Below are 20,081 nucleotides of genomic sequence, written 5' to 3' on the forward strand. Positions count from 1 at the left end.
CGCGCTGCCTGCTGCCACTTCAACGCCCTCCAAGGCGAAATGTCCACCGGTAGTCATCCGCATCGTAGGCGATCAGCGCGCGGCTGCCATCTTGCGCTGCGGCACGACCACCGCCTTGCCGTCGTAGCGCACGGTCTGGTCGATGGCCGGGGCCAGCGCACCGGCATCGGCACGTAGTCCATCCACGAAGCGGACCTGGATCGTGCGCTGCGCCTGCATGCCCTTCCACTGGCCTTCGCGCTTGCCGATGCGCAGTTCGCGCGTGGCCTCGTTCCACTGCAGCGGGATACGGCTGAACTGCCCCTTCTCATAGCCATAGCTGCGGCCGTCGTCCTCGTACAGCGAGAAGGCACCGTCCGCACCGGTGTAGACCACCACCGTCAGCGGCGCGTCCGGCTGCTCATCCACGTACTGCTGCACCGGGCCGGTTGGAATGATCGCGCCCGCGCGCACGTACAGCGGGATGCGTTCCAGTGGCGCGGCGGCATCGATGGTCCGGCCACCCTGCAGGCGCTGGCCGGTGTAGTAATCCAGCCAGGTGGTGCCGGCCGGCAGGTACACCTTGCGCGAGGTCGCGCCGAACGTGGTGACCGGGGCGACCAGAAGCGATGGCCCGAACAGGTACTGGTCGTTGATGTCCCGGACCGCCGGATCCGACGGGAAGTCCATCGGCAGGCCGCGCATGATGCTGCCGTCGCGGTGCCACGTGTCCGCGGCCAGGGTGTAGATGTAGGGCAGCAGCGTGTAACGCAGGCGGCTGTAGTACACCATGCTGTCGTAGTACGGCGTGCCTTCCGGCGCGATGTTCCAGATTTCACGGAACGGGTACTGCCCATGCGAGCGGAACAGCGGCACGAACGCACCGAACTGGAACCAGCGGGTATTCAGTTCGCGCCACTCGGGCAGGTGCGCCGGATCCTCTTCGGAATACCGCTTCTCGGTGGAGAAGCCGCCGATGTCGAAGGTCCAGTTGGGCAGGCCGGACATGGCGGTATTCACGCCGGCCGAGACCTGTTCGAGCATGTCATCCCAGCGCGACACGATATCCCCGCTCCACACCGCCACGGCGTTGCGCTGGGTGCCGGCATAGCCCTTGCGCGAGAGGATGAAGACACGCTGGCCATCGGCGGCGCGATCCCCTTCATACACGCCCTGGGTGTGGGGCAGCGGATACGAATTGAAGAACTCGGTGGACGGGCCAAGCGCGGTCGGCGTGGTACGTGCCTTGCGCTCACCGATATCCAGATTGGAGTGCACGTCCGGTTCGTCGGCGTCCATCCACCAGGCATCGAAGCCCTTGCTGTTCAACTTCTCGTTGATCTGGCGCCAGTAGATCTGCTGCGCCTTGGCCGCATACGGATCATAGAACGAGTTCTTGTAGCCCTTGCCGATCCAGTCCAGCTCGCCCACCTCGACGTTGCGCTGGTACATGAAGCCGGCCGCGTCCAGTTCCTTGTAGTTGGCCGTGGTCGGGTAGAACTTCGGCCACACCGAAATCATGACCTGCGCGTGCTGGTCATGGATGTGCTTGACCATGCCATCCGGATCGGGGAAGTGGGTGGCGTCGAAGTCGTGCGAGCCCCAGGCATCCTCCGGCCAGTACGACCAGTCCAGTACGATGTTGTCGATCGGCAGCTTGCGGCGGCGGTACTCGTCCAGCACGCCGAGGAGTTCATCCTGGCTCTTGTAACGCTCGCGGCTCTGCCAGAAGCCGTACGCCCACTTGGGCAGCATCACGGCCTTGCCGGTGAGTTCGCGATAGCCGGCGATCACCTGATCGGCGTTGCCGCCGGCGACCACGTAGTAGTCGACCATCTGCCCGGCTTCGGACCACAGCGAGAGATCGGCCGCTTCGGCCTGCGGCAGCGGATCACGGTGCAGCAGCGCGATGTAGCTGGGGTCGATCAGGTCCCACTCGACCTTGATCTGGTGGCGGGTGCCGGGCGTGAGTTCGAGCGCGAACTCGTGATGCCACGGGTTCCAGTTCTGGCGCCAGCGATCGATCACCAGCTTGCCGTCCACATACAGCTTGATGTATTCGCTGCCGTACAGGGAGAAGGTATGGCGACCGGCGGTCTTCGCCTCGATCGCACCGTCCCAGACCACCTGCGAGCGCCCACCCGCAGCCGCGTTCCTGCCCTTGGCCGGGAACGCGGTGAGGTCCTTGATGTACTGGTAGTTCACCTCCGGCTCGCGACGCTCGACGCGGGTCTTGCCATCGACGATGTAGCGGGCGGTCAAGGCGCCGGCCTTGCCCTTGGCATCGAACACCTGAAGGGAAGACTGCAGCGGCTGCAGCCCACGCGGGTCACCCAGCCGGGTGATCGCATTGTTGTCCCAGAGCAGACCGTAATTGCGGCTGGAGACGATGAACGGCACCGCCATGTCGATGTTGCCCTGGAGCAGCTCGACGTCGCGCCCCTTCTGGTTCATCCAGCCCTGCTGGTGCTGGCCGAACCCGTAGATCGCCTCATCGCTGGGCGACTCGAAGCGCTGGCGCACGCTGTAGTACGCCTTGCCTTCCACGCTGAGCGGGCTGAAGCTGCGGCCACCGGCGCGCTCGGCCAGCAGCGGCTTGCCTTCGGCATCGCGGAAGCTGACATGGCCATCGGCTTCGGAGATCTCCGCGCTGATGCCGGCGGCAACCAGGCGCACGTTGCCGCCGCCCTGCTCCACCGTGAAGCGCGGCTTCCCCTGCACGGGGACACGCATCAGGCTGGGGGTGCGCTTGAAGTCGCCGTCCGGATCGGCGCTGACCCGCACGATGTTGTCGTCCACCAGTTCCAGCCGGACCTGGGCCGCGCCGGCCTGGGCCGGCACCACCACCACACCGTTGTCCAGCACGCGATGGCTCTGGGCCATCGCCGGTGACGCCAGCAATGCCAGCAGCGGCACGCTCAGTACGCTCATGTAACGCATTCAGTGCTCCCTTCTCATTCGTTGCGCGGGTGCGGGCACCCCCGGTTCAATACGTCGCCAGCGTGACCTTGAGCAGCTGCGGCGCAGTGGTGAAGTTCAAGCCGTAATCGGTCTGGTCGCCGTTCCAGTTGCGCTGGAACTGCCACTGGCCATCCTTGTAGAACCCCTCCTCGACACGATCGAGCACCATGTTCGCGGTGGCCTCTCCGGCCGGGTGCAGGGTGACCCGCGCGTGCTGGGCGGTGATCAGGAATTCGTCCGGGCCAAGTTCGGCGATCAGCGCACTGCCGATCGGCTCGGGATGGCCCGGCGGCTGGCCCTGGAACCAGAACTGCGGCACGCCATAGGTGACGGTGGCGCGCCAGCGCGCATTGAGCGGCACGTCCTGCACGGCCTGGCCGGCTTCTTCGGCCACGCCATGCAGCTTGCCTTCGGCCGAGGCCTTGGCGAACTGGCGCATGCCCAGGCTGACCAGCTGGAAGCCCGTAGCGAACGGCGCCAGCGTTGCCTCGTCCACCTTCTTCGCGCCCAGCGGATAGTTGCTGTAGTGGCTGAAATCGATGCCGAACGTGGACCAGCCGATGCCGTCATGGCCCAGCGTCGGGAACAGGTAGCGTGCATACGGTGGCGCGTTGCCGGTCTCGGCGACGAACAGCGCATTGTCCGGCCGCGCATAGCGCGCCAGCACCGTGGTGTACATGCGGTACTCGGGCATGTAGATGTCCGGGGCCAGGAAATCGATATGGGGCCCGGCGGCCTTCCACACATCCAGCACGTTGTCGGTCGGGCCACCACTGGCGTACTGGCCCGGCTGCCCGGGATTGAACGGCCCGCGCAGCGCGCCGTTGACGTACATCGGCAACGGATACACCGCCTTGCCTGCTTCAGTGACCTGATCGATGAAGCGCCCGATCGACCAGGCATGGAAGAACTCATCGGCATCGGCACCGAACACCTGTGCCCAGGTGCCGGGTGACTTGCCGAGCTTCTGCAGCAGTTCGGCCGGCACCGGGCCGTCGAACAGTTGCTGCGCCATCGGCGAGAAATCGCGGACGCTGCCATAGGTGCCCGGCTCGTTCTCCGGCTGCACCATGATCACCGTGCGCTGTGGATCGGCCGCCTTGAGATGCTGCATGAAGGCAACGAAGGCCCTGCGATCCGCCTCCAGCGTGGCCGGGGCGTGCGGCGACAGCGAACCGATGCTGCGCCCGTCGCGGGTGATCACGCGCGGGAAGCGGGTGTTATCGGTCTTCACCCAGCGCGGCGCGTAGGCCGGGCCGTTGTTCTTCCAGGTGGCAAACCACAGCAGTACCAAGCGCACGTCATGTTCACGCGCCTGCTGCAGCAGCGTATCGACGAAGGTGAAATCGAACTTGCCTTCCTCCGGCTCGATCTGTTCCCAGGCGATCGGCACCTGCACCGTATTGGCACCGATGATCTTCACCGCCGGCCACACTGCCTCCAGCGCTGCGGCGTAGTTGCTGGAGTTGTTGACCTGCGCGCCCAGCACCAGGAAGGGCTCACCATCGACCAGCAGCGCATGCCTGCCATCCTTGCTGGTGAACTGCGGGATCGGCGCCTGCCTGGCGTCATCGTTCGTCGCCGGTTTGCCTGTCGCGGAAGGCTGTGCAGCCGTGGCGCCATCGGCCGGTGTCGGCGTCGGTGCCTGCTCACAGGCGGCCAGCAGACAAAACAAGGCGGCCGGCAGCAGCAGGCGGCGCGGGAACAGCGGAAGCGGGTATGTGGTCGGAGACATGCACGGGGTCCTTGTGGTCACCAGGTATCGCTGCGGAACGGCGACGCCGGCAGCTGTTGCGAATTGATCAGGTTGGCGTCGGCGGGGTTCTCCCGCCAGGCATAGCGCACTGCCACCGGCGTGGCGACCGCCTCGCTGTGGACAATCACGCGATCACCATCGATTCGCGCCTGTGCAGGGTGGAACCGGCGGTCGGCACCGGCCACGGTGAAACCCTGTACCTGCATCCCACCGCCGCGCACCGCCAGCACACTGCCCATCGGACCGAAGGTGATGACGGCCTGGCCGCGATCGAAGCGGACGTCGCGCTGCACCGGACCGCTGTACGTCAGCGTTTCGCCATACGCCGCGTGCCGGGCGGCCAGCGCCAGGCGTGCGCCGACATCGCGCTTGTTGCGCGGATGGATATCCGTCGCATTGCCCAGGTCGATGCTCACCACCTGCGCGGTATGCGGCAGCGACAGCGCCGCCGACTGCGACTCGCGCAGCAACGCCCACGGGCTCTGCTCACCGTGATCGGCGCCCGCGCCGAAGCTGGCCAGCTGCACCCAGACAAACGGCAGCGCCGGTGCGTTCCAGTCCTGCCGCCACTGCTGGATCAAGGCCTTGAACTGATCCCGATAGGCCAGCGCTCCGGCATCGGTGGCATTGCTCTCGCCCTGGTACCAGATCACCCCCTTGATCGGGAATGGCGGCAACGGGTGGATCATGCGGTTGTACAGCAGCGTCGGGATCTGGTTCTTGTCATCGTCCAGGGCGACCGTCACCTTGCCGGGACGGAAACGCCAGCCTTGCAGCTGCACCTGGCTGCCATCGGCCAGGCGCACGAACAGTTCGGACGGCTCACCGTGGATGCCACCACCACCGCCCAGGTCCTCCACTCGCACCGCGACCACGTTGCGGCCGGCCTGCAGTTGGCCGGCGGGCAGCGGATACACACGCGGTGTGTTCCAGGCCATCGTCGTCGCGCCGACCTGCACGCCATTGACGAAGGTGCGGTCCGCGTCATCGATCCGTCCGACTCCAAGGGTGCCGGCCTGCGCAGCCTGTGCCGCGCTCAAGGTGAACTCGGCACGGTACCAGCCGATCCCGTCCATGCCGGCATAGCCGCCGGTTTCCCATAGCCCCGGGAGCGTGGCGGCTTCCCAATCGCGGTCGTCGAACCGGGCTGCGGCCCACTGCGGCTGCTCGTCAAAGGTGTGCCACTGCGCAAGGCGTTGGCGCACCTTGGCCAGGGTGCGTGCATCCGTCTCGCGTTGCGCCTGCATGCGCGTGGCCAGCGCGCCTGCATCAATGTCCTGCAGCGCGGCGGCCATCCAGGCTTCGATGGTGCTGCCGCCCCAGGTGCTGTCGATGATGCCGATCGGCACCCCGGCGTGCTGCCGCAGCTCGCGCGCGAAGTAGTACGCGACCGCGGAGAAGCTCCCCGCGTTGGCGGGGGACGCCGGCAGCCAGCGGCCACCGGCCAGTGTGGTTTCCGGCTGCCCGGACCAGGATTTGGGAATCTTGAAATGACGCAGCTGCGCGTCGCTCGCAGCGGCGACGGCCGCCGCCGCGTCCTGCGTATCGTGCAGCGGCCATTCCATGTTGGACTGACCGCTGGCCAGCCAGACATCGCCGAACAGGACATCGCGCACCTGCAGCGCGCGCCCGTCGCCCGTGATCTCCAGCTGGAATGGGCCACCGGCCGCGTGCGGCGGCAGCACGACCTTCCAGCTACCGTCCGTACCGACCGTGGTACTGGCACGTTCGCCGTCGATGCCGACCTGCAGGCGTGCGCCGGGCGTGGCCGTACCCCACACCGGCAGCGGCTGGTCACGCTGCAGCACCATGCCGTCGGCAAACAGCCGGGGCAGGACCGGCTCGGCCTGCACGGCGGCGGTGACCATCCACAGCGATACCGCCAGCGCACACGCTCGTTTCATTGTGGATCTCCATAGACGATGCCGCGCCCACCGGTGGCGAAGTAGACGCGCCCATGCAGGCGCGGATCCCCGGTGACGCGTTGAATCTGACCGAACTGGTGCGCGGCGTCATCGATGCGCAGCCACCGGGCACCGCCATCATCGGAACGGAAGAGCCCATGGACGCCCTCGACGGTGCCCGCAACGAACACGCTGGCAACGTCACGACCCGGGGCACCCTTGCCGACGCCGAGGCTGTGAACCGCATCCACCCCCGCCACGCGCTGCAGATCACCCGCGCGCCAGCGCAGCAGCCCCTGCGGACCGGCACCGACATACACCAGCCCACCCTGCTGTGGATCGGCGCGCAGCTCGGCCGTCAGCACCGGGGCCGGCGCCAGGCGTTCGCGGTCGGCGACGAACGAGGCGCCACCATCGTCGCTGCGCAGCAACGCGCCGCTGGCGGCGTCGTACCCATACCAGTGCGCAGGCGAGCGGGTGTCCGCGACCACCACGGCAGTGTTGGGCAGGCCGCGCACGGCCTGCCAATGCCGGCCGTGGTCATCGGTGTACCAATGGCTGCCGCGCAGCGTGTGCCACAGCACCCGGCCGCCATCGCTGCCGATGCGGATGCGGCCCGCGCCCTCGCCGTCCGGCGGTTCGCTGACGAACGCCTGCCACGTACGCCCACCATCGTTCGACCAGGCCGCACGGACCTCGTCATGCAGGCGATGGCGCACGGTGCCGCTGCGCACCACGTGGGAAGGTGACTGCGCGGCAGCGTCGATGCTCTCGCTGTTGGTCAGGCGCGGACCGGCGTACTGCAATGGCGACACGGTCAGGTCATCGTGGCGGAAGCCATCGATATCGCCCAGCGCGCTCAGCAGGTGTGCGCCCTGCCCCGGGCTGACCAGGTCCAGCGGGACCGTTTCTTCCAACCCATCATTCTGGAACCACCACTGCACGGGCTGGCCGTGATCGGCCGCGCGGACATCGCGGCTCGCCCACAGGCCGTAGCCGGTGACGAACAGCACCCGGCGCGGATCGAACGGATCGATCTGCACATCGGCGATCCAGTGCGGGGAGGCGTGCGCGGTCCATGGCGCGTTGCCGTGGTCGAACCTCGCGCCCGCGATGACCGGGGTCCAGCTGCGACCGCCATCGGTACTGCGGAAGATATCGTCGTGCGGCCCGAAACGGTTGAAGGTGCTGGCCATCACCACGTCCGGGTTGCCGGCCTCCACCGCGACCGCGCCCCAGCCGAAGCCATCGCCCTGGGTGTCGCTGGACTGCGGCACCGGGCTGATGTCCTGCCACCGAGCCTGCTTGATGTCGAAACGCCACAGCGCCCCGTTGCCCATGCGGTCCGGGCCGGGCAGATCCGCATAGGCGATGTAGAGGCGACCGTCGCTGCCCTGCGCCATGCGGGTGGGACGCAGACCGGTCGGTTGCCCGGGCAGTGGCTGCCAGGCGCGCCCACCATCCGTGGAGCGGAAAATCGCCGGGCCCGTCGTCGTCGATACGCCAGCGTAGATCACGGGTGTAGGGCTGCCAGCGCGGCCACTGCGCGCATCGAACTGCACGAACACGATGCCGATCTGCTGCGTGCCGTTCCAGGCCGGCGCGCTGGCCTGCGCGCTGCGCGCGATCGCCGGGAAGGTCGTCACTTCCTGCCAGTGCGCACCATGGTCGTCACTGCGCCACAGGCCATTGCTGCGTGAGCCGAGCAGAAGAATGCCGCCTTGATGGGGGTCCACGGCCAGTCGCTCGCCATTGCCGCGCGAAAGCTCGTTGCCACCGAGTTTGAAGGGAAGATCGGTGCGCGCGAACGTGGCCCCCCGATCGGACGAACGCAGGATCGCGCCATTGCCCACGCGGGGGTTGGTATAGGTGCCTGCGGCCAGATAGACACGCTGCGGGTCGCGCGGGTCCACGGCCAGGCTTTCGATACCGGTGAGATTGGCATCGTCACGACCGAGCCAGTCGGTCAATGCGCTCCAGCGGCCGCTGGCCTGATCCCAACGGTAGGCACCGCCGACATCGGTGCGCGCGTACAGCAGGTCCGGTTCGGCCGGATGGAAGACCAGCCCGGTCACGAAGCCACCGCCACCGATGGCCACGTTGCGCCACTGGTAGGGCGCCGCGGTGGCGAGAACCGGAAACACGGCCAGCAGCAGCACCAGCCACCCTGCCCGGCAGTGACGCGGGCGGACCGATGCGCGCACGGTCCAGATCAGCCAATCGGCGGGGGTCATGCACGGGCCTCCCGGTGGAGCGGCATGCGGCCCAATGTCCACACGCCTGGAACAGAAGCTGCGGTCCTCCCTGCTTCGTGCTGGGGAGGTGCCACGAAGCAGGAAGGCCCGCAGACGGTCACGCGTTACAGGCTGGCGCGCAGGGTGATGCCGTAGCGACGATCGTTGATCACGAAGTCGCGGTAGCGCGTGGTGTAGCCCAGGTAGCTTTCGTTGCGGGTATCGAGCAGGTTCATGCCGTCCAGCGACACCGACCACACCTCGTTGATGTTGAACCGCAGCGAGGCGTCCAGCTGGCCAAAGCCCTTGTTGTAGACAGGCAGGTTGCCGGTGCCGTTGCCGGCCGTGGTGATCAGCCAGTCGCTGCGCCAGTTGTAGGCCACGCGCGCCTGGAAGCGCGGGACTTCATAGCTGAGGATGACGTTGTAGCTGTTCTTGGAGAGCCCCTCCAGCGGCACCACCAACTGGCTGCCATTGGTATCGGTGGCATTCGGGCTGGGCGCCTTGGAGTCGACATAGGTGTAGTTGGTCTGCAGGCCGAAATGGCTCATCCAGCCCGGCAGGAAGTCGAAGAACTGGGTGTAGCCCACCTCCACGCCCTTGATCTTGCCGTCATCGCCATTCACCGGGCGGGTGATCTCCCAGTTCTCGCCGGCGTAGACCTCGTTGAACACGGCGTTGGCGATGAACCCATCGACCTTCTTGTAGAAGGCGGTGCCGTACATCATCGAGCCTTGGCCGAAGTACCACTCCAGCGACGTATCGAACTGGGTGGCCTCCATCGGCTTGAGGTTGGGATTGCCGGCCGAACCGGTGCGCCGGGTCACGCCACCCCCGGCATCGGCCGCGCTCAGGCTCAGGTTCGGGTTGAGCTTGTCGAAGCCCGGGCGCGAAATGCCCTTGGAGGCGGCAAAGCGCAGCTGCAGCTGGTCGGTGAACATCCAGCGCAGGTTGAGGCTGGGCAGCACATCGGTGTAGGACTGCTCGACATTGACCGGCAGCAGGCCACCGCCTTCGATGTCGGTCCCGGTACGCACGCCGTCGGAGGTCACCTCGGTCCGCACCACGCGCACGCCGATGTTGCCATCGAACGGGACGCCCCAGTCATCCGCACCGAAGCGAAGGACGCCGTACGCGGCGTAGGTCTTTTCGCGCTGGTTGTTGATGTTGTTCGGCGAGAATTCCAGCGGATCGGCACCGAACGCGGCCAGGGTCTGCTCGTAATTCTCCACCGCGGCATCGGAGGCACTCAGGGTCGGCCCGAAGGTGTAGCTTTTGCCGCGGAAGAAGTCGGTGATCGGGTTCGGCACCAGTCCCACGTTCGGGAAATCGGCGAACGGCGCGCCCAGCCACATGAAGCGCCAGACATTGCCCTGGTTCTCGGCCTTGCGGTCGGTGTAGCGCACGCCGGCCTTGAAGCTGCGGGCGAAGCCATCCTCGAACGCCAGGTCCATGTCCGAGCGCCACGCGAACTCGGTGCCCTTGTTGTCGTCCTTGTTGTCCAGGTGGAACTTCCAGCCAACGTAGTTGGCCGGATCGGTGAGGTACCCCTGGTTGCCGACTGCATCGGTCACCGCCAGGTACGGCAGGTCGCCACTGAGGTCGATCGTGTAGAACGGCGTGGCGTTCATGCCGGTGCCCACGATGTAGCGCGTCCCCTTGGTGGTGGCATCGACGTACTGGACATCGGTGCTCAGGGTCAGGCTCGGGCTCACCGTCCACTTCGCGCCGAGCGAGTAGTCGGTGGTGATCGACTTGCGCTGGGTCAGGCTGGTGTTGGAATCGGCCGGGGTATTCTGGAATACGCCACTGACCAGTTCGTTGCGGTCGTTGACCACGATATCGCGCGCGCCCTGCATGGCATCGCCGCCGCTGTAGGCGAAGAAGGAATAGTCCTGCCAGCGGAAATCGTAGTCCGAGCGCAGCACCTGCGCCTGCACCTCGATGTCATCGCGCGGGCGCCACTGCAGCGCCACCGCGCCGGTGCGGCGCTTGCGCTCACCCACGGTGGTGTTGACGCCGGCACCATGCGGGACGAATACCTCGGTCCCTTCGAAGCCGGGCAGGTCCGTCTGCGAATACCAGGGCTCCAGCGAGATCGTGTCCTGGCGGAACGGGCTGGCCTGCTGCGAGTAGTTCACCAGCAGGCCGACTTCGCCGATGCCGGTCTGCCAGCGGTCGCTGAACATGCCCGAGAACGCGGGCTTGCTGTCATCGGCCAGATCGTAATGGTTGTACTGCAGGCTGCCGGCGATTTTGCGGCCCTCGTAATCGAAGGGCAGCCGCGTACGCAGGTCGACGGTGCCACCGAGGCCACCTTCGATCATTTCCGCCGACGGATTCTTGTAGACATTGACGCCACCGAGCAGCTCGGCCGACACATCCTCGAAGCTCAGGCCGCGACCGTCATTGGCGGTGAAGATGTCACGCCCGTTGAGCTCGGTGCGCACCTGGGTCAGGCCACGGATGGCGATCGTGCTGCCCTCGCCGTAGTTGCGGGTGATCTGGATGCCGGAGATGCGCTGCAGTGCCTCGGCGACGTTGTTGTCGGGCAGCTTGCCGATGTCCTCGGCCACGATCGAATCCACGATCTGCTCGGCATTCTGTTTGATCTGCTGGGCACGGGTCACGCTGCTGCGGGTGCCGGTCACCTGGACGGTGTCCAGCTGGGTCGCCGCGGTGGCGTCCTGGATATCACTCTGTTGCGCCATGGCCTGGCCGGCAACCAGCATCGAAACGCAGACCGCCAGCGCGCGGCGGCGCACAGCGGTGGGGGTGCGTGCAGGCACGGATGCGCCTGTCGCCCCACGGCAACAACGTACTGACATGATGTTTCCCTCCCAGGACACATGTGCTGACGGTGGACAGCGCTGCGAAGGCGGCGCTGCCTGTAACAATCAGGTTTTAAGGTGACCCCGACACCGGTGGAACCGACCCGGGGATCATCGCGGCCACCCTCGTGAGGGGTGGTAGCTGGCGGGCAGCTTAGGCAGCGGGAGCCATTCCATGCCAATAAAATATTGGGCCGGATGTATTCCTTCGGAGAATACCATTCACGGTGCCTATACCAGCAGGGGCCCGGCCCGTGTCAGCCGCTCCCGCGGAGCCCCGGATACAGCCAGCGCGCGGTGGTACGCAGGGCCAACAGCATGCGTTCGGCGGCGGGCGGCAGCACGTGGCCGCGCCGGTAGATGATCCCGAACGATTCCATGCGGACGCCCACATCGATCGGCAGCACGGTCAGCAGCTTGGCCTGGATGTAGGGCGCCACCGATTCCACCGGCAGCGCGGCGAGCAGATCGCTGCCGCGCAGCAGGCTGGTCATCACCGGCAATGAACTGGTCTCGATGATGTTCTGCGGGATCGGCAGGCCCTGTTCCAGGAACAGCGCGTCCAGCCGCGCGCGCAGCACGCTGTCGGCCGGGGGCAGGATCCAGCCATGCCGGGCCAGATCGGCATGGTGCAGATCATCGCGGTTGGCCAGCGGATGGCCGGCACGGGCGATCACCGAATGCGGTTCATCGGCCAGCGCTTCGAAGGCCAGGTCCGCCGCACCCTCCGGCCCGAGGATCCGGCCGATCACCAGGTCCAGCTGGCCGTCCAGCAGACGGGCCACCAGGGGCCGGCTGTAGTCCATCTCGACCCGGATCAGGATGTCCGGGAACTCGCGCTTCACCTCGGCGATCGCCTGTGGCACCAGGTTGGTGCCCGGGTTGACCACGGTGCCGATCGACACCTGGCCCCGATGCCCGCTGCGCAGCGCGGCGATCTCCTCCGTGGCCCGCCCGATCTCGGACATTGCCGAGCGTGCGCGCCGGATCAGCACGTGGCCGTACCAGGTCGGCTCCACGCCGCGGGCATGGCGCTCGAACAGTTTCACCCCGAGCATGTCTTCCATCTCCGCCAGCAGCTTGGACGCGGCCGGCTGGGTCATGGCGGCGGCCTCGGCCGCGCGCAGGACCGAACCATGTTCATGCAGGTGCAGCAACAACATCAAATGCCGGGTCTTGAGCCGGGAGGCATTTGTCCAGGGGCCAGGCGCGGTGGTCATCACACATCCGTTCTGCGTTGATCGCCGCATTGAATCACGGTATTCGACGGGGGAATAGATATCCCGAAAAATTTCATTTGATAAGAATACCTTCGCACGCAACCCTGATCGTATGGTTGCGCCGCCCCCGGCTGCCAGCCCGCCAGCGCCCCCCGCGCCCGCCGATTCCTGGAGCTTGCTTTGTCCGTCCCCGCTTTGTCGTACCGTCTGCCGTTGGCTCCCCTGGACACACTGTTCGATGAGTAAACGACTGCAGGACAAGATCGCGCTGGTGACCGGCGCGGCCAGCGGCATCGGTGCGGCCACCGCCGCGCTGTTCGCCGAGCACGGCGCCCGGGTGATCGGACTGGATCTCAATCCACCGCATGCCGTGGATGCCCGGATCGACCATCGCCTGGCCGACATCACCGATGCCGCCGCCGTGCGTGCCCTGGTGGAGGCCATCCGCGCCGAGCATGGGCGCGTGGACGTGCTGGTCAACAATGCCGGGGCCGATGTCTTCGCCGACCCGCTGCAGCTGGAAGACGCACAGTGGGAACGCTGCCTGGACCTCAACCTCAAAGGCGCCTGGAACGTGTGCCGTGCAGTGCTGCCGGCGATGCTGGCGCAGCAGGCCGGTTCCATCGTCAACATCGCCTCGGTGCATGGCCACCGCATCATCCCGCACGCCTTCCCCTACCCGGTCGCCAAGCATGGGCTGATCGGGCTGAGCAAAGCGCTGGGCATCGAGTATGCGGCGCAGGGCATCCGGGTGAACTCGATTTCGCCGGGGCTGATCCTGGTGCCGCGGATCGAAGCCTGGTTCGCCAACAGCGCCGACCCGGCCGCCACGCGCCACGCGCAGGAGCAGCTGCTGCCCTGCAAGCGCATCGGCGAGCCCGGCGAGGTGGCGCATACCGCGCTGTTCCTGGCCAGTGACGAAGCCCGCTTCATCAATGCCACCGACATCCTGATCGACGGTGGCCGTTCCCAGCTTTACCACGAGTAATCATGACCGCACCGACCTTCCATCTGCCGCTTGTCGCGATCCTGCGCGGCATCACCCCCGAAGACACCCTCGCTCACGTCGGCGCACTGGTGGATGCCGGCTTCGATGCGATCGAAGTCCCGCTGAACTCGCCACGCTGGGAAGACAGCATCGCCGGCGCGCAGCGCGCGTTCGGTGCACAGGCCTGGATCGGGGGCGGCACCGTGCTGCGCGAACAGCAGGTGGACGCATTGGTGGAGATCGGCGCACGCTTCATCGTCACCCCCAACACGCGGCCGGCGCTGATCCGCCACGCGGTGGATCGGGGCCTGCAGGTGATGGCCGGGTTCGCCACCGCCAGCGAGGCATTCGATGCGATCGATGCCGGTGCGCAGATGCTCAAGCTGTTCCCAGCGGCCACCTATGGCCCCGGCCACGTGCGCGCCCTGCGCTCGGTCTTGCCGCGCGAGCTGCCGTTGTACGTGGTCGGCGGCGTGACCCCGGACTCCCTCGCCAGCTACCTCGCCGCCGGTGCGGTCGGTGCCGGGATCGGGGGCGATCTCTATCAACCTGCCCAGCCGCTGCAGCGTACCCGCGAGCAGGCCCAGGCGTTCCTCCAGGCCTACCGGACTACGCACGGATGAAGATCACCCGACTGGTTACCTATCACGCCGCACCGCGTTGGCTGTTCCTGAAGATCGAGACCGATGAGGGCATCGTCGGCTGGGGCGAACCCGTGATCGAAGGCCGCGCACGCACGGTGGACGCCGCCGTGCATGAGCTGTCGGCGTATCTGATCGGCAAGGACCCGGCCCGGATCAACGACCTGTGGCAGACGATGTACCGCGGCGGCTTCTACCGCGGCGGCGCGATTTTGATGAGCGCCATCGCCGGCATCGACCAGGCGCTGTGGGACATCAAGGGCAAGGCGCTCGGCGTGCCGGTCTACCAGTTGCTGGGGGGCCTGGTGCGCGATCGGATGAAGACCTACCGCTGGGTGGGCGGCGACCGGCCGGCCGATCTGGTCGAGCAGGTACATCGGTACCGCGCGCTCGGCTTTGATACGTTCAAGTTCAACGGCACCGAAGAGATGCAGCTGCTGGACAGCCCCCGCCGCGTGGATGCCGCCATCGCCAAGGTCGCCGCGCTGCGCGATGCATTCGGCGACAGCATCGATTTCGGCGTGGATTTCCATGGCCGGGTGGGCGCACCGATGGCCCGGGTCCTGCTCAAGGAGCTTGAGCCTTACCGGCCCCTGTTCGTTGAAGAGCCGGTCCTTCCGGAGCAGGCCGAGTACTACCCGCGCCTGGCCGCGGCCACCTCGATTCCACTGGCGGCCGGTGAGCGCATGTACTCGCGCTTCGAATTCAAGCAGGTCCTCGCCAACGGCGGTCTGTCGTTGCTGCAACCGGATCTCTCGCATGCCGGTGGCCTTACCGAGTGCCTGAAGATCGCGGCGATGGCCGAAGCCTACGATGTCGCGCTCGCGCCGCACTGCCCGCTGGGCCCGGTCGCGCTCGCGGCCTGCCTGCAGTTGGATTTCGTCTCGCACAACGCGGTGCTGCAGGAACAGAGCATCGGCATCCACTACAACCAGGGCGCCGATCTGCTCGATTACGTGTTGAACAAGGATGACTTCCACTGCGACCATGGCAGCATCGCCGCCCTGCCCAAACCCGGGCTGGGCGTGGAAATCGATGAGGAGCGCCTGCGCCATGCCCATGAAAACCCGCCTGACTGGCGCAACCCGATCTGGCGCCACAGCGACGGCTCCGTTGCCGAATGGTGAGTGGCGATGAGCGTTGAGCTGGCCCCGGCCACGCTGGTGGTGGACAGCCGCTGCACCCATGGCGAAGGCGTGCTCTGGTGCGAACAGCGGCAGAGCGTGTTGTGGATCGACATCGCCGAGCGCCGGCTGTGGGAGCACCACCCCGCGCGCGGCGCCCGCCGCTACTGGGTGCTGCCTGACCGCCCCGGCTGCATCGGCCTGTTCGACGACGGCACCTTGCTGGTGGCGTTGGTCAGCTCGCTGCACCGCGCAGATCTTGCCAGCGCCACCGACGACACCCTGCCCCTGCAGTGGCTTGCCGATGTGGAGCCCTACAAGCCCTATACCCGCAGCAATGATGGCCGCGCCGATCGTCACGGCAATTTCGTGTTCGGCACCATGAACGAGCACCCCGAGCGCGCTGCCGATGGCCGCTTCTACCAGTACTCCACCCGCCACGGCCTGCGCGAGCTGCCGCTGCCGGGCATCGTGATTTCCAATGCGATCAGCTTCAGCCTGGATGGCCGCACGATGTACTGGTGCGACTCGGTATCGCCGCGGATCATGGCCTGCGATTACGACCCCGAGCAGGCCAGCACCCGTAACGTGCGCGAATTCACCGCCCTGGCCGATACGGCGGCCGAACCGGATGGCTCGGCCGTCGATGCGGCCGGACGGGTATGGAACGCGCAATGGCGCGCGCGCCAGGTCAGCTGCTATGCACCCGATGGCACCCTGCTGCAGGTCCAGCCGGTGCCGGTCAAACACCCCACCTGCGTGGCTTTCGGCGGCAATGACCTGCGTACCTTGTACGTGATCAGCTCGCGGCTGGACCACACGCCGGAGGAATTGGCCGCAAGCACGCACGCCGGCAGCCTGTTCAGCGCGCGCCAGGCGCAGCCTGGCCTGCCCGAGAGCCGGATCCGCGGATGATCGCCGTTGACTGGGGCAGCAGCAGCCTGCGCGGCTACCGGCTGGACCAGCACGGTGCCACCCTTGAGCAGCGCTCCAGTGCGCGCGGAATACTGCACTGCGATGGCAACTACGCCGACGTGCTGGCCGGGCTGGTCGATGGCTGGCCGGACAGCACGATCCTGCTCAGCGGGATGATCGGCAGCCGCAATGGCTGGATCGAGCAGGCCTACCTGCCCTGCCCGGCCGGGCTGGCCGATCTCGCCGCAGCGCTGCAGTTGCATCACGATGCACGGCTGCCTGGCCGTGATCTCTGGTTCGTGCCTGGCGTGGCCGTCCAGGGCGCGGGCGGGACGCCGGATGTGATGCGCGGCGAAGAAACGCAATTATTCGGCCTGGACACCCGCGCAGGCCACGCCCATGTCTGCCTGCCTGGTACGCACAGCAAGTGGGCAACGCTGCACGATGGGGCGATCACCGGTTTTGCGACCGCCATGACCGGCGAGGTGTTCGCGCTGCTGCGCCAGCACAGCCTGCTCGGCCGCCTGATGGACGACGGCGATGGTTTCGATGCCATCGCCTTCGCCCAAGGCGTGCAGCGCAGCGGCGATGCCGGTGGCCTGCTGCACCACCTGTTCGGCGTGCGTGCGTTGGGCCTGTTCGAGCGTCTCGCGCCTTCGGCCGCCCCCTCCTATCTCTCCGGCCTGTTGCTCGGCCATGAAATCCGCGACCTGGCCGCGCCCGGGGCCGAGGTGCACCTGGTGGGCAATACCACGCTGACCACGCGCTATGCCCACGCGCTGAAGGTGCTCGACAGGACCCCCGTCGATGCGCCTGAAAGCCTTGCGGCGCGGGGCCTGTACCGTCTTGCGCGGCAGCGCGGCCTGCTCGGCTGAGCGCACGGCCCCAGCATTCAGGCACAACCTGTTCTAGAATTGGTCGGCTTAACGCCGGATTTCCCCATGCCTTTCGTCGTCACTGAAAACTGCATCAAGTGCAAACACACCGATTGCGTGGAAGTGTGCCCCGTGGATTGCTTCCACGAAGGCCCCAACTTCCTGGTGATCGACCCGGATGAGTGCATCGACTGCACCCTGTGCGAACCGGAGTGCCCGGTCAACGCGATCTTCCCTGAAGACGACGTGCCCGCCGGGCAGGAAGTGTTCGTCGCCCTGAACGCCGAACTGGCCCAGGCCTGGCCGGTGCTTACCGTGCGCAAGGACCCGCCTGCCGATGCCGGCGAATGGGACGGCAAGCCGGACAAGCTGAAGCTGCTGGAACGCTGAGCCTTCCGGCGCTGGCAGCAACAAAAAGGGCGCCGAGGGCGCCCTTTTTGCTTCTCTGACCCGCAGCTTCGGTAGTGCCGGCCGCTGGCGCTTTTACGGAGCCAGCTTCGCCTTCAGCTCACCCAGCAGCTTGGTCGGGGCGGCGGCGGTCGCCGGCAGGCCACGCGGATCCACGGCCGACACATAGGCGCCGGCATCGACGGCCACCACGCGGACCAGGAAGTCGCTGCCTTCGAAGGCCACGTCATAGGAACCCAGCAGCTGTGCCTTGCTGGCGATCTTCACGCCTTCAACGGACTCCAGCGCGGTGCCGACCTTGGCGAACACCTCTTCCTTGGTGCCCGGCACGGTGAACCCGGCATTGTTGGCCGGTGCCTGGGTCGAGGACGGCGCCGGACGCGCAGACTGCGAGGCCAGCGTGGAGCTGGTGGCGGCGGTGGCGGCGGCCTGGCCGGCCGGGACGTTCAGATCCGGCGGCACTTCCAGCGGACGCACTTCCGGGGCCAGGGCGTAGTCGCCCTTGGCACCGCGCTTGAAGCAACCGGTGGTGCCGACGAGGGTGGCGGTAGCCAGGATCGCGAAGGACAGCACGCGGATGGCGGAAACGGATTGACGCATGGGAATCTCCTGGGTGACCACTGTGATCAGTGGTTGGATAGTGCTTCCAGCGCACCGATATCGGTGGCCAGGTGTTCGGCAGCGGCGTGGTGGGCCGCGGACAGGGGCAGCAGCGGCAGGCGCAGGCCGTCACCAATGCCGATCCGGCGCAGCAGGTCCTTCACCGGGATCGGGTTGGACTCCACGCCGCAGAATTCATGGAAGGGCTCCAGACGGGCATCCCACGACTCGGTCGCCTCGCGCTCACCGGCCGCTGCCAGGTCGCACATCCGCCGGTAGGCACCCGGCAAGGCGTTGGAACCGACCGAGATCAGGCCGTCCACGCCGGACAGGATCGAGCGCGCGGCCGTGCCGTCGTCACCACTGAGGATGGCGAAATCCGGCGAACGCAGGGCCAGCAGGGCATGCACGCGGCCGATATCGCCCACCGCTTCCTTGATGCCGACGATGTTCGGGTGGCTGGCCAGCTCGGCCACGGTCGCGGGCAGCATGTCGCAGCCGGTGCGGCCGGGCACGTTGTACAGGATGACCGGCAGGCCGCCCTGGTCGGCCACCGCGCGGTAATGCGCGATCAGGCCTTCCTGGGTGGGGCGCACGTACGGCGGGGTCACCACCAGCGCGTGCGTGGCGCCATTGGCGGCCGCCCGGCGGGTCTGCTCGATCGTTTTGGCCGTCCCGGACAGGCCGGTGCCGGCCAATACCGGGATGCGCCCGGCGACGGTTTTGACCGCACTGCGCAGCAGCTGGTCGTATTCGTCATCGGACAGGGCCGCGGCTTCACCGGTCGAACCGGCCACCACCACCCCGTGAACACCACCCTCCAGTTGCAGATGCAGCAAGCGCTGCCAACCGTCGGGATCCAATGCGCCGTTCGCCTGGAAGGGCGTCGCCAGCGCGGTGATGAGACCGGAAAGGGACAAGGACATCGTGCTCGGAAGAAAGGGGGCACCGTGCCTGCGTAAACGCCGGCCAGATGTACGTTGCATGTTACTTGCGGGTCGAAAGCGCGGGCAAGTATGCTGGACTCCGGCGAACGTGCCGTCGTCCGGCCGTTCAGACTCACCTTGCATCACCCGGAACCATCTTGACCGACACCACGCCGCGGCCTGCGCCGACCGAAAACCACCTCCTGATCAACGCCTATACGACGCATCCGGAGTCCCCCCTGCTGCCTGTGACCCGGCGTATCGCCGACAGTGGCTGCAATCTGGTCGACGCCCGCCTGGCCACGGTCGGGCGCGACGTGTCCGTCACCGCCCTGGCCACCGGCTCGTGGGACTCGGTGGCCAAGCTGGAGGCGATGCTGACCCGGCTGGAGCGTGAGGAAGGCCTGAAGCTGGTCTGGTACCGCACCGGGGCCAAGCAGGCGCAGTCCAACCTGCTGCCCTACATCGTGGAAGTGATCGCCGCCGACAAGCCGGGAATCCTGTTCCAGCTGGCCGATTTCTTCGACCGCCAGGGCATCACCATCGAAAACCTGCAGAGCACGCGTTACCGCGCGATGCAGACCGGTGCGGAAATGTTCTCCGCGCAGGTCACGATCGGTGTGCCGGCCAACATGCACATCGCCGCGCTGCGCGATGATTTCCTCGAGTTCTGCGATCACCTCAACCTCGATGCGATCATGGACCCGATGAAGTTCTGA

At 66.9% G+C, this 20,081-nt stretch carries 15 protein-coding genes; 7 read left to right on the forward strand and 8 right to left on the reverse strand.

Annotated elements, in window-relative coordinates:
• Positions 1 to 72: 72 nt before the first annotated feature.
• The 6 genes from HMPREF3113_RS02435 to HMPREF3113_RS02460 all read right to left on the reverse strand — a co-directional run bounded on the left by HMPREF3113_RS02435 (position 73) and on the right by HMPREF3113_RS02460 (position 12,885).
• On the reverse strand, positions 73 to 2,919 hold the full coding sequence (locus tag HMPREF3113_RS02435) for a TIM-barrel domain-containing protein (protein WP_070470614.1): 2,847 nt from the start codon (positions 2,917 to 2,919) through the stop codon (positions 73 to 75).
• Positions 2,920 to 2,965: 46 nt separating this feature from the next.
• Positions 2,966 to 4,675 carry a DUF5597 domain-containing protein gene (locus HMPREF3113_RS02440; RefSeq protein WP_070470616.1) on the reverse strand — a complete coding sequence of 570 codons (1,710 nt, stop codon included), beginning with the start codon at positions 4,673 to 4,675 and terminating at the stop codon, positions 2,966 to 2,968.
• 17 nt (positions 4,676 to 4,692) lie between these two features.
• Positions 4,693 to 6,600: a sialate O-acetylesterase gene (locus HMPREF3113_RS02445; protein ID WP_070470618.1), complete on the reverse strand. Its 1,908-nt coding sequence runs from the start codon at positions 6,598 to 6,600 to the stop codon at positions 4,693 to 4,695.
• The gene (locus HMPREF3113_RS02450) at positions 6,597 to 8,834 is read right to left on the reverse strand and encodes a cellulase (RefSeq protein WP_070470620.1); all 2,238 of its coding nucleotides are present in this window, start codon (positions 8,832 to 8,834) and stop codon (positions 6,597 to 6,599) included. The genes HMPREF3113_RS02445 and HMPREF3113_RS02450 overlap by 4 nt, the downstream gene beginning before the upstream one ends.
• Before the next feature lie 125 nt (positions 8,835 to 8,959).
• Positions 8,960 to 11,566 carry a TonB-dependent receptor gene (locus HMPREF3113_RS02455; protein WP_254665227.1) on the reverse strand — a complete coding sequence of 869 codons (2,607 nt, stop codon included), beginning with the start codon at positions 11,564 to 11,566 and terminating at the stop codon, positions 8,960 to 8,962.
• Between the two features lie 356 nt (positions 11,567 to 11,922).
• Complete coding sequence (locus HMPREF3113_RS02460) at positions 11,923 to 12,885, reverse strand: LysR substrate-binding domain-containing protein (RefSeq protein ID WP_026069792.1); 963 nt, start codon at positions 12,883 to 12,885, stop codon at positions 11,923 to 11,925.
• 238 nt (positions 12,886 to 13,123) lie between these two features.
• Between HMPREF3113_RS02460 and HMPREF3113_RS02465 the strand changes: the two genes are divergently transcribed.
• The 6 genes from HMPREF3113_RS02465 to fdxA all read left to right on the forward strand — a co-directional run bounded on the left by HMPREF3113_RS02465 (position 13,124) and on the right by fdxA (position 17,818).
• The gene (locus tag HMPREF3113_RS02465) at positions 13,124 to 13,873 is read left to right on the forward strand and encodes an SDR family oxidoreductase (RefSeq protein ID WP_019183288.1); all 750 of its coding nucleotides are present in this window, start codon (positions 13,124 to 13,126) and stop codon (positions 13,871 to 13,873) included.
• A 2-nt stretch (positions 13,874 to 13,875) separates the two neighbouring features.
• Complete coding sequence (locus HMPREF3113_RS02470; RefSeq protein WP_019183289.1) at positions 13,876 to 14,496, forward strand: 2-dehydro-3-deoxy-6-phosphogalactonate aldolase; 621 nt, start codon at positions 13,876 to 13,878, stop codon at positions 14,494 to 14,496.
• Positions 14,493 to 15,641 carry a galactonate dehydratase gene (gene dgoD, locus HMPREF3113_RS02475; protein WP_019183290.1) on the forward strand — a complete coding sequence of 383 codons (1,149 nt, stop codon included), beginning with the start codon at positions 14,493 to 14,495 and terminating at the stop codon, positions 15,639 to 15,641. Before HMPREF3113_RS02470 ends, dgoD begins: the two co-directional genes overlap by 4 nt.
• 6 nt (positions 15,642 to 15,647) lie before the next feature.
• The gene (locus HMPREF3113_RS02480; protein WP_070470625.1) at positions 15,648 to 16,553 is read left to right on the forward strand and encodes an SMP-30/gluconolactonase/LRE family protein; all 906 of its coding nucleotides are present in this window, start codon (positions 15,648 to 15,650) and stop codon (positions 16,551 to 16,553) included.
• The gene (locus HMPREF3113_RS02485; protein WP_070470627.1) at positions 16,550 to 17,428 is read left to right on the forward strand and encodes a 2-dehydro-3-deoxygalactonokinase; all 879 of its coding nucleotides are present in this window, start codon (positions 16,550 to 16,552) and stop codon (positions 17,426 to 17,428) included. The genes HMPREF3113_RS02480 and HMPREF3113_RS02485 overlap by 4 nt, the downstream gene beginning before the upstream one ends.
• A gap of 66 nt (positions 17,429 to 17,494) precedes the next feature.
• A complete protein-coding gene (gene fdxA / locus HMPREF3113_RS02490) occupies positions 17,495 to 17,818 on the forward strand; it encodes a ferredoxin FdxA (protein ID WP_019183294.1) in 324 nt (107 codons plus the stop codon).
• A gap of 93 nt (positions 17,819 to 17,911) precedes the next feature.
• Here the strand turns inward: fdxA and HMPREF3113_RS02495 are convergent, their stop codons facing one another.
• Entirely contained in the window at positions 17,912 to 18,436 is a 525-nt protein-coding gene (locus HMPREF3113_RS02495; RefSeq protein ID WP_019183295.1) for a hypothetical protein, read from the reverse strand.
• Between the two features lie 26 nt (positions 18,437 to 18,462).
• On the reverse strand, positions 18,463 to 19,356 hold the full coding sequence (dapA, locus tag HMPREF3113_RS02500; protein ID WP_026069793.1) for a 4-hydroxy-tetrahydrodipicolinate synthase: 894 nt from the start codon (positions 19,354 to 19,356) through the stop codon (positions 18,463 to 18,465).
• 164 nt (positions 19,357 to 19,520) lie between these two features.
• Here dapA and HMPREF3113_RS02505 point away from each other — a divergent pair, with 164 nt between their 5' ends.
• A complete protein-coding gene (locus HMPREF3113_RS02505) occupies positions 19,521 to 20,081 on the forward strand; it encodes a glycine cleavage system transcriptional repressor (RefSeq protein ID WP_019183297.1) in 561 nt (186 codons plus the stop codon).

The sequence above is a fragment of the Stenotrophomonas sp. HMSC10F06 genome (assembly GCF_001807865.1).
Taxonomy (GTDB): Bacteria; Pseudomonadota; Gammaproteobacteria; order Xanthomonadales; family Xanthomonadaceae; genus Stenotrophomonas; species Stenotrophomonas bentonitica_A.

What these genes read in the sequence shown, in the direction of transcription:
- HMPREF3113_RS02435 (WP_070470614.1), bottom strand. Translation starts at nt 2,919, where the DNA reads ATGCGTTACATGAGCGTACTGAGCGTGCCGCTGCTGGCATTGCTGGCG.
- HMPREF3113_RS02440 (WP_070470616.1), bottom strand. Translation starts at nt 4,675, where the DNA reads ATGTCTCCGACCACATACCCGCTTCCGCTGTTCCCGCGCCGCCTGCTG.
- HMPREF3113_RS02445 (WP_070470618.1), bottom strand. Translation starts at nt 6,600, where the DNA reads ATGAAACGAGCGTGTGCGCTGGCGGTATCGCTGTGGATGGTCACCGCC.
- HMPREF3113_RS02450 (WP_070470620.1), bottom strand. Translation starts at nt 8,834, where the DNA reads ATGACCCCCGCCGATTGGCTGATCTGGACCGTGCGCGCATCGGTCCGC.
- HMPREF3113_RS02455 (WP_254665227.1), bottom strand. Translation starts at nt 11,566, where the DNA reads ATGCTGGTTGCCGGCCAGGCCATGGCGCAACAGAGTGATATCCAGGAC.
- HMPREF3113_RS02460 (WP_026069792.1), bottom strand. Translation starts at nt 12,885, where the DNA reads ATGACCACCGCGCCTGGCCCCTGGACAAATGCCTCCCGGCTCAAGACC.
- HMPREF3113_RS02465 (WP_019183288.1), top strand. Translation starts at nt 13,124, where the DNA reads ATGAGTAAACGACTGCAGGACAAGATCGCGCTGGTGACCGGCGCGGCC.
- HMPREF3113_RS02470 (WP_019183289.1), top strand. Translation starts at nt 13,876, where the DNA reads ATGACCGCACCGACCTTCCATCTGCCGCTTGTCGCGATCCTGCGCGGC.
- dgoD (WP_019183290.1), top strand. Translation starts at nt 14,493, where the DNA reads ATGAAGATCACCCGACTGGTTACCTATCACGCCGCACCGCGTTGGCTG.
- HMPREF3113_RS02480 (WP_070470625.1), top strand. Translation starts at nt 15,648, where the DNA reads ATGAGCGTTGAGCTGGCCCCGGCCACGCTGGTGGTGGACAGCCGCTGC.
- HMPREF3113_RS02485 (WP_070470627.1), top strand. Translation starts at nt 16,550, where the DNA reads ATGATCGCCGTTGACTGGGGCAGCAGCAGCCTGCGCGGCTACCGGCTG.
- fdxA (WP_019183294.1), top strand. Translation starts at nt 17,495, where the DNA reads ATGCCTTTCGTCGTCACTGAAAACTGCATCAAGTGCAAACACACCGAT.
- HMPREF3113_RS02495 (WP_019183295.1), bottom strand. Translation starts at nt 18,436, where the DNA reads ATGCGTCAATCCGTTTCCGCCATCCGCGTGCTGTCCTTCGCGATCCTG.